The sequence below is a fragment of the Paenibacillus pectinilyticus genome (assembly GCF_001700435.1).
GTDB classification, from domain to species: Bacteria; Bacillota; Bacilli; order Paenibacillales; family NBRC-103111; genus Paenibacillus_E; species Paenibacillus_E pectinilyticus.
Window position 1 is genome coordinate 358,196 of record NZ_LYPC01000028.1, and the last position, 13,612, is coordinate 371,807.

A 13,612-nucleotide genomic window follows, 5' to 3' on the forward strand; every position below is an offset into this window, starting at 1 on the left:
TCCAATTTAAGGAATACGGATAGCTGTGAGACGGCTTAGTCTCATGGCAATCGCCGCTGCTTGGGCCCTTGTAAGCGGATCGGCTGGGCTAATGGATTGATCCTGCCCTGTAATAATGCCGAGCTTGATACATAAGGCAACCGCTTCTCTAGCCCAATCTGGAATGGATGCATCGTCCTTGAACGCGCCGAGTGTATCGCTCACTTCGGTTGCTGTGAGCTTACTGGCTGAGCCAATGAGCTTCAAGCTGCGCCCAACCATAATCATCGCTTCCATGCGCGAGAGTTCCTCATTTGGTTTATACGTACCATCTTCAAAACCATTTACGATCCCTTGCTGAGCAGCAATACCTACACTTCGGTTGTACCAATCTTCTAGACCCACATCTGCAAAAGAAGAGGAACTCTCTTCATTCATCAGACCAAGCACTCTTAGTAGTACTGTAGGGTACTCCGCTCTAGTAATATGGCTCTGTGGATCGAACTGTTCCGATGTTCTGCCCAACATGAACAATTGACCTGCTGCCTCACTGATCGATGGCTTCGCCCAATCTTGTTCGCCAACATCGCTGAAGTTCTTATGGTTACTGATAAAGGCTACACTGCCGCTGCCTGTCAGCGTTAAACTGACGAATGGCTGATTGTTCACAACATCGAGCTTCCAAGGCACCGTGGTCCAGTTGCCATTCGCATCTCTGACCACAATTGCTGTAATGTCTTTCGCGTTAATAGCAGCAGGAATAGCTACTTTGGCATTCACGCTTCGTGCTTGGTAAGCAGTCGGTAGGTTAAGGTCAAAGCTGACACCTTGTCCATCGCCCAACAAATCCACGCCAAGCCCACTGGCCATCTGACGGAAGCTATTCTGCACGTTACTGCTATTCCGATCTATTTTCAGAACAATGTTACCTCCACTGCCAAGTGCATCTTGGGCTGGGAAAGTGAGCTGTGCGAATGGCAGTTGGACACTTACGGGTTGCTTGCCACCCGCTGCTTGCTCTAGCACTGATTTGCTGATCTCAAATTCGTAGCCAGTCGCTGTGCTATCCTCGGATTGGATCAACAGCTTCGATTTATCCGTATTCTTTCCGTTCGCCTGATCGATCTTGGCGAGAATACGATCATCTTTGCGCTCGGAGGTAATTTTCTCACCACCGACAAGGACATCTGTGTTAACTGGAGGGAATATGCCCCCGATCCCTCCGATGCCACCACTACCACTAGGGGACCATATGACTGCATTCATAAGTCCGGTAACACCTTCATTCAATTTGCCGCCCCTCGGCCGTTTGGCAACGGCTACCTTATCCCCATCAGCAACCGGAATCACACCATCTGATGGTAAAACCGTCCAATTGCTCACATCATCCTGGTACTTAGGTGCAATCGGCGTCCCATCCGACTTCGGATACACACGATAGACGAGTACAGCGTCTGTTAAATCAGCAGCTAGGATGTTCACTTTCGTCGCTTTTCCGTTATTCGCAACAGCAGAAGTGTTAGCAATAATTGAATCTTCCACGTTCACAACCGTCATCGCCTCTAGCGACATGCCGTCTCCCAACTGGTATTCAGCTTTCGCAATGCCTGCGCCAACTTTCACAGCTTTCACCGCTCCGCTTGAGGTGACCGAAATGGCCTCTCCAAGGTAGCTGGAGAATGTGAGTTTGGCAGGATCAGCCTCAACCTCCGCTTTACCATTAGCCATCCGCAGGTAAGCCTTCACTTGTGCGGACCCGTTCACCTTGAGATTCGGTACTTTTCTTAGTACCAATCCTACAGGTACTTGATAAGAACCATTGGTCAACGTGACCGACGCCTGATTGGTGTTGCCTGCTTGATCATGAGCTTTAAAGGCGATCGGGAATGTTGGATCATTGCTCACAGCCGAAACTTCACCTTCAAAGCTGCCATTCTCGCTCACGTTCACGGATTGACCATTTACTTCAAGTACGGCGTCATTACTCGTTGTGCCGGATACTTTGATTTTCCCGTCTTTCGTCCGTTCACCCGTTAACGGCGTATCGATATAAATCACAGGTGCCATCGTATCAACGGTCAAATACAGCATCGTGACAGAGAAATCACCTGTCGTTTTGTTTCGCGTTCGAAGCTCAATGGCATACTTGCCATCTGTTGTAAATTGACTGAAATGAAGCGTTCCACTGCTTCCATTCGCCTGATCAGCCAGATCAAAAGTTGCAAGCGAATTGTCATCATAAATGGCTTCCACTTCCACGTTTTTCTGATCGGATGTAATAGCAATGCTTTGTTCTTTCTGATTCGTCAGCACTTCTAGAAAGGCGCTCGGCGCAACACTACGCTGATTCGCCTGACTACCTTGCGCGGAGAGCTTAGGCTTGCTTGGCACCGGTAATAAGGTGCTGGCTGTATCTATTCTCTCGGCATAATGAAGATTCTGATGCTTGTCGGCTAATTTAGACGGTTTCGCAGCAGCGGATACGCCAACAACATACGATTGTCCTACTTCCAAGCCCGTATATTTGATGTTCCCTTCTAGGGATTCGCCAGCCAAGCTTGTCTGATTGACTGCGCTCGAATTGGAATTCGCCGTCCATCCGCCGAGACGAATGTGCTCATATTGGCCATTGGACTCATTCCAATAAGGCTTCAGGTCCTCTTCTGTCATTTGCAACGAGGAGAAGTTCGGATAAGCGCTAAGCTTCCCATTCGCTTCCTGCAGGACATCAATAGCATAGCTGAGTTCGCTATCCCCTTGATTCGATCCTCGCCCAGCCGGCTTAAAGGAAAGGTCGAAATAGCCGTTACCTGCTGGTTTCACATTCACATCGCTGACCGCTGGTGGTGCAAGCGGGTCAATGATTTCAAATTTATTCAGTGTCGTCTTTGTCTCGAAATTACTTGTCGATTTCAGCTCTGCGCGCAAATAGTAATTGCCTTGCGACAGCAAGCCCCTAATATCTTCGGTATCCCCAAGCAATGGCACTTTCGTAACATCGATTTCCGTTTGCCCGGATGTTATGCTGCCTGACACTGTGCCTAAATTGGCCACATTCAAGTCCTTGGCAATTAACAGCCCTGTATCACCCGGAGCCGCAATCTCCTCATTGAATGCCTGCTTCGTTGTGCTCACCGCATCTTTGGTCAAATACAGACTTACGGTATCGCCAGGCTTCGCATGACTCACTTTCCAAGATGCTGTAAATTTGTTCGCGTCCGTACGACTTGGATCTAACTTGATCTCGTCAAGCTTGGCCGCTTGCGGGATATTCATTAACTTAGACTCCACACTCTGATCGGCGTATAGTTTCCATGTATTTCCGCTAATACGGTCGTGCGGCATGGCTACATACACCTTGTTCGAACCATCCGTCGTCCCTTGTTGGGTAAAAGCATTCGCTTGCGGATTCGTTCTCGTTTCATCATAGATAAGCTTGTAATCTTTGCCGTTATTGTCTTTCATAACGAGATTAGGCGCTTTATTACCGGAGTATGATAGCTCAAGAAGGGCATCGCCCGTAATTCCATTCATTGGAATTTCATGAAGCTTTCCTTCATCAGATACTTTAATGCCGCCAATACCCACATTCATCGAGCCGTTATCCAGCACGTCAACGCCTTCGGCTACACTACGATATTGAATTTCATGGACGGCATCCTCTTTGGTCTCCCATGAAGTCGCTACCGTCTGAACTCCTTCTCCTAAGACCACTAGTCTCGGTCCCTTTTCAGGATCCTGCACCTGTAAGTAAATGAGACCTTCCGGCAGACCTTCACCCGACGTGCCGAATTCGATTCCGCCATTAAAGTAGTAGGTAATGCCCAGACTAAAGAACAGAATGGAGACACTGCCCCACATTTTATCGTTGTTCGCGCCTAAGGAAACGCCGCCCAAGCCCATGCCGCCGAAGATGGGCACTTTACCAGGCACCTGCACTTTGGCGCTGACGAAGCCTTCAAAGTCAATTCTGTTTTTGATCAAATTTTGACCTAGGAAGATCGAAGCTTTACCAATAATCAAGTCCCATCCCATGACGTCGATTTCGGCAGAAGCACTGACGAACCATGGCGTCATCCATTGTGCGGAGACCATCGCTTCCTTCAGCATTTCCACACGATCCGACGTGGAGCTCGCACGATAGTCCATTTTCCCAACGAGCTTAATGCCCGAGCGTCTCAGCGTCATATCGATGCTGCCGTAGAAGGTCGCGGGTGTGACGCCAAACGAAACGTCCGCTCCCGCTTCAATCGTTAAAGGCACATCGCTGGAGCCCCCTGCAATCGTATCCGCAAGTTCACGAATCGCACCGCGAATGCCTGTCAAATACGTACCTCCTGCAACCATGACGCCAGGGTCTCCCAGCTCAGCCGAAAAGGCGATCACATTTGGGAGAATTCGCTTGTCGGGCACTTGCTTAAACCCGATCTCAACATGTACCTTCGTAATTCCTCGAAGATCCGCATCAAAATTGAGGTCATACTTATTCTGAACGCCAGGTTCCTTCTGCTCGTAATGGACGAGATTGAATTCACCCGATACATTGCTTTTCTTGTCTTCACCTTCGGACTTAGAGCTATCCATCAGGCCGATGCTTTTCTCCAAATCGAATTTCAAGTCGGCGTCAATACCGACAAACCCTTTATCGTTAAATTTAACATTCTTAATTTCAGCATCTGCAATCTTCATGTTCACCGTTCCACCGAAGGAAACGCCGTCTTCACGCAGAATGAAGTCATTGAACTTCAGCCCAAAACCGCTGATCGAGAAGCTTGGCGCTGCAAATAAACTGTGTTTGTTAAAATACACATCAGGAATTAACAGTTGTCGAAGCGGGTTCAATCGATCACCTAGATCGCCTGCTGCCCACTTCAAGGAGCCGTTTAACGAGTCGTCCTCGCCGCCTTTATCGGCTTCTGCTTCTGGTTCTTCGGCATCCTCTGCCGTTAGTGATTTATCAAAGCCGTTGAAGAAATCCAGCGTCCATTCGCCCTTATGGAACACGAATCCGCTGCTTGCCACACTTAACGTGCCATCACCTTTTACGTTCAACGTATTTAAGAAAGGGATGTCTTTATAAGCGCTCGACAGTTTACCGGCAAGACCGAAGACATCCAACTGCCCCGTTGCGAAAACCATATCCTTCCCGCGATAAGCGACACTGTTATTGATAATCGCCGGCTCTGATTTCGTATCGACCACATATTTTGCTTCAGTGCCCGTCCCAATACGGTTGATCATCCCTTTGATTTCTACCAGCACTTCTTGATGGGTTTGATCGCCTTCCTCTTTGAACTGCTCTAGTTCTTCTTCACTTTCAAAAGCCACCAAGCGGTAAGCCGGCACGCGAACTTCCGGCAGCAGCGAAGTGATGTCCAGCTCTGGATCTGCGAGTTTACTCGCTTTCTCCACAAGGCTTTTCGCTTGATTAAACAGTGCCTTATGGGCACTAAATCCACCGTTTACGGTATAGCCAGGATAGGCTTCCTCCAGCTCTTTCTTCGCTGAATCTGTCATGCCCTGCCCTAAATTCACCATCTTCTTCACAACGGCCAACAGGTTCGCCTTCTTAACTCTGGCCTCTTCATTCTCGCTCACAACAAAACGTTGGCTCGTCGTGATGTCATATAGCTTGGCATCGTCCGGGTTATCACCGGTGTCACCTTTATAGTCAATCTCAACTTGATACTCACCCAGCGGCAGATCAGGTCCCAAATCCTTCAATTCCTTGCCATCTGCATCTTTCAAAAGCGCTCCGCTTGCGTCCACAAGATCGCCAGTCCGATACGTAATGCGCATATCCCCGACTTGCCCATCTCCGGATGGCTGCAGGATAACAGAATTCTTCACGGGCACTTTATACCGGTGACCTGTCGCGATTTCTTTTAGATAAAGATCGAAGTTCGGGTCTGTCGTTGCATTGCCCGTATTATACGCTTCAATATTGCTCAAATTCAGTGTGATGTACTTCACATCCGTCGTATAAGCCTCTTTCGGCGACATGGCATAGACAAATGTTTGCGAACCTTCACCTACAGCAGGCAAGAAAACAAAATTAGCTTTGCTGGACATATATTGTGCTTTAATCGACTCGTCTTTCACGGTTTCCAGCTTTAATTCCGTTTCCGGCGAGCTGGCCGTCAGCATATATTCTTTGGTCGTCGGCCATGCTTTACCCTTGGCAACTACCTTGAAGGAAGCTGTTACGGTTTCCCCAGGCTTATACTTGGGCTCTATACCGTTTTGCGCTTCTTCTGGTGTTGCCTCTTTCTTGAACGTAATCGAGGATCTATCCGACGTTTTGGTCAGGATTTTCCCGTTGGCATCACGCTTGATCTGTCCGCGTTCATCGAGGTCGACAAACTTTAACCCGTTAGCCAGTTGCATCTCAACGTCTATCCGAGACTGTTCCATTTGGAAAGCCGGCAAGTTCTCGATTTCAGCTACAACGTTAAACACGCCTTCATTCTCATAAGCACTGCCATCTTCCTTCGTTGCCAATTGGTTGACAGGGTCGATGTAACGGATGGAGAATACTTTGTCCGGTTCTATGATTTCACCAAGACCATAAACCGTTTCGAACGATTTCGTCGCGTCTTTCACGATACGATCGGGGTTCCAGTACAAAGCAACCGCAGAATCGGCTGTCCCATAATCATTCGTGTCTGTTGTAAAATCCAAGTTGGGATGCACTTGATAATCCCACTTCGTATTCGCTAGGCCATTCCAATGGCCGACGATCATTTCATCAACAATGTTGATATCATTTTCCGAAAAATTGTTAAATCCATAAGCAACCACATTAGTCGCCAGCGGATTGGTCTTATCGTACTTGTCCTTCATGACCCAATACGCAGGCAGTGTATATAACGCTCTTTCGTCAGGACCAATACTTCCGTCCAATTTGGATTCATCTACGAGCTTTCTTTCCACCTGCAAGGGCACTTTATAAGCAGTTCCTACTTGAAAAGCAGGACCATCATTGCCACCGACCATCGTGTCCAGCAAAATACGTGATCCAACCTGCACCTCGACCCCAGAATGATTGGTCACTTCATATCGGATATTCACATTGCCGGCATTTTTCTTGTCTTTGACATCCATATACAGCATGAGAATTTGTTTGATCGATACACCTTTGATCGTCCAAACCGTTTCAATTTGTCTCGTCCCATCCGGGTTGTTGACAATTGTTGGAGGCGTCACCTCAGATAGAAAGTTAATGGCAAATTTATAGGGATTACCAAAAATATAGTCCGTACCATCAATCCGGAACGTCGTAAAGGAAGATTCCGGATCATCGCCTCTGAACATCATATCGACCTGTTGATCGTTCTTACGTACCGGTTGACCATCCACCGTGCGAATGGCGAAACGGCCTGAGTGATTATCGACGGTTACTTTAATAAAGCTGTTGCTAAGCACCGTCACGTCCTTGGCATTCAATCCGTCAGCCAAAGCGGCTAACGGAAAATTCATAACAAGTGTGAAGAATACAAGAATGGCTAAACATTTTCTAAACGCTCTCATGAACAACGGCTCCTTCGTTTACTGCCGGTCTATTTATTAATTTTGCCTATGAAGAAGGTCGCGAACTCCCTCTCCCGTTCTTGCGTTCTAACGATGATCGTATACCAACCTGTCTCTGGGAAAACAACGGTAAATTTGTTATTCAGCAATTGGTCCATCGTGATTTTCTGTGCGATATATTTCATCTGTCCTTCACGGTAAAGCCCACTGTGATACAGAATATCGAAGGTACCGCGTTCGTTGACCGCACTTTCTCCATTCACCTGCATCAGGTTATAACCGGATATCGTGAACGTAATATCGTTGCGGTTAAACAAGATGCTTTCGCTCGATGATGCGGACAAGACTTGATCATTGCCTACAATAAGCAGACCCGCACTTGAAAGTACTACGACATCCTGTTTGATCGTGGCTGTATTCCCAACTTCATCGGTAACGGTGTACACCACTTTTTGCCTGCCAAGCTTCGATAGGTCCAGTTGCTCTACGGTAACCTTCAGGTTGCTAGCTGCTGAAAGATTATCCGAAACCGTGTAGCCGCCAAGATCGACAAGCGGGTTGAAATTCGCTTTATTTTGCGCAATTGCGATGAAGGGACTCTTTAATTGAATCGTCGGAGCTGTATTGTCGAGTCCTTCCACTTTAATGAGTGAGATAGTGGTATTACCCAATAAATCCGTCAAAGCCACACGCATCTCGCCATTCGTACTATAAGTCATCGCATAGTCATAATGGCCATCCGCATCGCTGATTAAATTGCTGTAGCTTGCCCCATCTGGTACCGGCACTGTACCTCGGAATACTTGATTCGGAGCATCCACATGCCCATGCATCGTTACTCTCATTTTGCCTTTCGCATAGGTTTTACCGTCGATCGTCACGATTCGGTCCTGTGTCAAAAGGTTGCCATTCTCATCAACAAACTCGTAATCGATGCGTTCAGGATCAGGCAGCTTCGTCACAATTTGGGTAACTGTTTCTTCTAAAACGGTGGTATTGCCTAAACCATCCGCAATCGTGAATTCCCCTGAACCATTGGCGTATAACGTTGTTTGTTTAGGCGCTCTTATGATTTTAAAATCTTTATCACTCACATTGATTTTCTCAACGCTTAATGTCACACCTTGTGCCATAACCACTTGATTTTGCGCGTTTTTAACGGTTTTGAACGTCTTTTCTCCGTGGCTGCCGTAACTGTACGATTGAACAATATGTGCAGTAGGCTGCGATCGGTCAATGTTATCCACAACGACTGTTGCCGATCCCTGATTTCCCGCTTCATCCTCGAAGTCGAAAGTGAATGTCCCATTCTCGGTGAAAATGTAACTAGAACGCCCCTCATTGTTGGTGATGCGAACGTCTTCCGAAGTGGAGAGCTTCACGCGTACATTCGACGTTGTCGGACCGATGACGCTTTTCTCGATCGTTCCGGTCGGCGGCGTATTGTCAACATTGTTGACGACGATAAGGAGTTTGTCATGCCTTGTAACATCTGTGACATCTGTCAGATCAAAGGTATAGACTCCATTTTGCGAAATGCTGAATGTATTTCCCTTTGTTCGAACTGGCAGCACGGGGTTCTCCGTAAGCGTTGCTGGCATTACTTTGATGCCCGGCTTAACAGTAATCGTTAGTAGCGCATTACCAGCTACTGGCCGCAGCGTGTCTTGGGACGCAAGTCCATAAATCGGCTCGTCTGAAGATGAATATCCTCTTGTGTCGATATCAACTGCGTCGCTTATCGTACCGGTTGCCGACTTAAATTTGACCTTTAACTTCAATTGACCGGCTTGTCCGCTAGGTACATCGACTTTGATGAAATTCGTATAGGGCAGCCATGGATGCCAATTCGCTCCATCGTCCGTAGAAATCGCATATGAATAGCCATCCTTGGCTACGTTTTTAAGCTCCGTTTTGACGATGGCCTGATAGCCATCCGTTTCGTTGCCATCCAAGTAAACCAAATCTGATTTCAGCACTTCGATCGGGGTATTTTCTTCTCTCACGAGCTTGAAAGCACCCGTATGTGTAATCGCCACGTTACCTGCTCCATCTGTTGCATATACATATAACGTGTAGTCAGTGACTTCGCCTGGAGCCAAGTTGGAATTATCAACAGTCACGTTGCCGTCTTCAGGTAGAATCTTCCAAATTGCAGAAGACTCATCAGGCGGAACTGCTGCAGTAGGAAGCCATTGGTATTTGGTTGTCATCCCCTCCGGTGAAAACAGCTCCGTCGCCACAACGGCGACACTATGCGATGGTTTAGCGTAGCCCACTTCTGTTTTACTAAAGTAGACAACTGGTGCTTTATTATCGAAATTGTAAGTTTGGCTGAAGTAGTAAAGCTTATCATCCGTTTGACTTTTGATTCGAATATGAAGGTATTGTGTACCGTTTAGGCTTGTATCTTTACCTACAATGTAAACCGCGTTCGTGACACTGCTCTCACCAAGATCAGCTGCCGGATCAACCTCTGGGGAGATGAAGGCTTTGAAAGCACTAGCATCAGGCACCGCTGCAGATGGGCTGAATGCATAGACCGCTTCTGCGACGGATATCCCATTGATTGCAAAGGCGATTTCATGACTGCGTACATACGTATTCATATCATCTGTGTCAAAAGAGGCATGAATATTCACGGTATTATTAACAACCACATGTTCATCCATGTTGGTTTCGGTTTGATTCCCTGCTTTGTCTACAGCTCGAAGATACAGAACATATTCGCCATTCTCATTTCCGTTCACATCGAGGTTGAGGTTATTCAACGTCGTAATAGTCCCGTTGGCGGGCACTACCTTCCAGCTAATCTCTTGTGGCTGTTCACCAACTTTGACCCACTGGTAAAGCAGCTTGCTCGAATCAATCCCGCTGTGCTCATCGCTAGCCTGCACACTCGCCTTGACCTCTGCGGTGTTATTACCGCCAGAGATATGGGCTGACACTTGTGGCGCTTTATTATCGAGCAGAATTGTAGCGGAGCTATACACCCAGTTAGAGTCATCGTGTTTAAAATCATCTGGCGTCCATAAGCTCAAATTCTTATATTGACCAACAGCTTCCAGCGCTTTGCCTTCTGCGTAAGTCTGGGCATCCGTGTCCGAGCTGCCAGCATGCTGAGCCTTATATTCACTTATCCATCCGTTATACTGGGAAGCATTCGACAATTTGAATTTCTTCATTTTATCAACCTGCATCAGTTCCCTAGCTGTATCCCACGTCATATCTGCCGTCCATGTATGTAAATACCAGCTCCCGCTGTTTGCAGGTGTGAACGCTTCATCTGGCGGCATCAGCAAGTTCGTCTTATTGTTGACTACCATTAGGCTCACATCAGGAAGTTCCCCTGGGTACAAGCCTTCGCTCGGCTGCAAGCCTGTAAGTGAATACCTTTTTACCGCTGCAAATTGATCAGCTTCTTTACCCGCTAATGGATTCTCCGGGCTTTGGCTCCACATGTAATAAACAAGTCCTACACCAGGCGAACTCTCGTTTGATGACCCTGTCAGATTAAGCGGATGATAGATGCCTCGACTCGGTCTTACCGCTCCCGCTTCATCGGGATCAAGCGAAGGCGTTGTGATCGCAGGATCATTGGCGTCGATCGTGACTTTGCCGACTTTTCCGTAGCTCGTGTCAGTGGCACCACCATTTTCATAGATGTAAGAAAAACTCGGCGGCGTGTTATCAATGGATAACTTTGCCCAATCAATCTTTGTATTCGCTACGGTCTGCGATGGATCACTATTCGTTGATTTACTCGTATTCGCTGCGTCCATGAGCAGATTCCCGGCATAATCCTGAATAACACCTTTGTCTGTGTTGCCTGGTTTTAGATTATGCGTCAGCCTTATGGCTTTGAGCAGCGAAACGTCCACATCATCTTGGGTCACATATGCTCGGAACGTCCAAATACTAGAATTTTCACCATCTTGGTAATAGGCCTTCATACCATTATTAAATAGGAGATAGAGACCTCCAACGGGCAACCCATCCTTAACAATGGCGTCCTCGGTTAATTGCACCTTGAAATCGATGACATCGCCTTTATTCAGCGTACTGCCAGTGACAATATCAGGTTGGATCCCGTTAGCAACCGATGAGTATTTAGGGGGAACGGCATCGATGATGACGCGAAAGCCTTGACCCGATGTATAGTCAAACGGATTTATTGTCTTACCGGCTAGTAAAGTGCTGCTGGTTGTGCTGGCTTTTGTGAAGCCATCCAGTTTCAACGGATTTCCTGCTGTGTCATGAAACTCTGAGGCATCGATTTTCTCCCATAGTGACTCATCGTTCAGCCTATGTGTTTCCAACTCCCCGCCATCTGATATAGGGAGATTGCCCGTATGATGGAAATCGGAAGCGGTATACACATAAGGTAGTGCTTTGGTATAATCCTTGAGCTCGTTAGCTGTCAGCGACAGCTTCATGCTTTGATTCTCGCCTGAAGCGGGCAACCCCGTTCCGGCGGGATTCGTAAATAGATAATGGCTGGTTAGCTTGGCAGCCATGACTGGTGCGGAGGCTTTAACAGCCTCGTTGAAGTTGTAAGACAGCGCTAACTTCTGATCTTTTCTCAGAAACAGCTCTTGCTGATGAATGACCGTATTCTCTCGTTCTGTACCATCTGAAGTAAACGTATAGTCCTTAATCGTAGGCAGATCGATATCTGCAAAATAGATGCGAATATCATCCACTTCAGTTCCGCTGCCGTTCGTTTCCGTTTGAATCAGAATTGTATCGTTCGGTCCAAAATCTAGCCAGCCTGAATTAGCATTCAGTAAGTCTGGTTCACTGCTTGTGGAATGTGCATACCAGCGTTCATTGCCATTCGTAAAAGCTTTGATATAAGCGCCATGGTCAGACGTACTATCCAGCTTTCCTGCTTTGACTAGAAATTTGGCCGTCCCACCTTCAGCAATCCGCTTCAGCTCCGGTATTTGCGATACGTTAATATAGCCTCTAAAAAAGCCATCCACATGGTTGATGTCTTTATCGGTAAATTCACGATCATCGCAATCATAATCGTCCCCCTCCATGGAGAACGAGATCCCTGGCAACTGCGGCGCTCCACAAGGATAAGCAACGCGTGTAAACACCGAGAAGAAATTCAATTCAGCCGAATCGTAGCTGCTCGTCCAAGACGGCATGTCCTTATGGTTAACAACCTTTGCGCCATAAATATACGTGTCTAAATAGTTCGTGTTCGTGCTGACAGCAGCACTTGCTGTGCCCGTCATCACATTCGCGAGCAGTGTCGTAAACAGCAAACAACCCGCTAGCCAACTCGATATTCCTTTTCTCAATCGCTCGTTCACACTTTGACCTCCAATATGTAAGTTAATGCCTATCTACTTGCCTACCTCTGCAGTATCTTTCATGATTTTCACGATATCCCCCGTCCCCACAACCAGATGAATATTGTTCATCGTGCGGAGCGACCCTGAGATCAGACCTGCCATATTTCCATATTTATCTAAAATAGGTCCACCCGACATCCCGCTCACAATCTGCGCAGATATCAGCACGCGATCACGTCCGTTAATCGGAGCCCGCGGACTGTTCACGATGCCTTCTGTAATGATCTTCGTCTCTTTCATCGGATACCCGATGGCGAATACTTTTTCACCATGCTTAACTGGGCTTGAACGAAGCTCCAACGGTACGTAGTTGTCAACTTGACCCGATGGGATCTCGGAAGGCGAAAGTTTGAGCACAGCCACATCGGCCGTTTCATCCTGAGCAATGACAGAGCATGCTACCGTTACTTTTCCATCATTTAGCACACAGCCAACCCGGTCAGCGCCACCAATCACGTGATAAGCGGTTAATGCCGTACCCTCTGCGGATACCACAAAGCCCGTTCCCACATCTTTTACCGTGCCATCTTCACGAAATGCCTTTACATAAAAAACAGACTTTTCCGCCTTCGCATAAATGGCCTCCGCATCATAAATTTCAGGTGGATCCGCCCCCGAAATCGTAAAATGACTGGCAAATAGGCATAATGCCCCCATAGTAACAATAAGTAACTTACGCGTTTTCTTCACACTGACACTCACCTCTAACGAATAGTCCTATATACCTACACATTATA

At 47.3% G+C, this 13,612-nt stretch carries 3 protein-coding genes; all 3 read right to left on the bottom strand.

Annotation, left to right across the window (positions count from 1 at the left end; all coding sequences use genetic code 11):
* Positions 1-6: 6 nt before the first annotated feature.
* From A8709_RS29425 to A8709_RS29435, 3 genes are read right to left on the bottom strand one after another with little or no spacing between them, the layout of a single operon-like run.
* Entirely contained in the window at positions 7-7,509 is a 7,503-nt protein-coding gene (locus tag A8709_RS29425; RefSeq protein WP_065857963.1) for an S-layer homology domain-containing protein, read from the bottom strand.
* 29 nt (positions 7,510-7,538) lie between these two features.
* Positions 7,539-12,833 (bottom strand): hypothetical protein, encoded by a 5,295-nt coding sequence (locus A8709_RS29430; protein WP_065857965.1) that lies wholly within the window; start codon positions 12,831-12,833, stop codon positions 7,539-7,541.
* A 33-nt stretch (positions 12,834-12,866) separates the two neighbouring features.
* The gene (locus A8709_RS29435; protein ID WP_065857967.1) at positions 12,867-13,565 is read right to left on the bottom strand and encodes a S1 family peptidase; all 699 of its coding nucleotides are present in this window, start codon (positions 13,563-13,565) and stop codon (positions 12,867-12,869) included.
* Between the last annotated feature and the right edge of the window lie 47 nt (positions 13,566-13,612).

What these genes read in the sequence shown, in the direction of transcription:
- A8709_RS29425 (WP_065857963.1), bottom strand. Translation starts at nt 7,509, where the DNA reads ATGAGAGCGTTTAGAAAATGTTTAGCCATTCTTGTATTCTTCACACTT.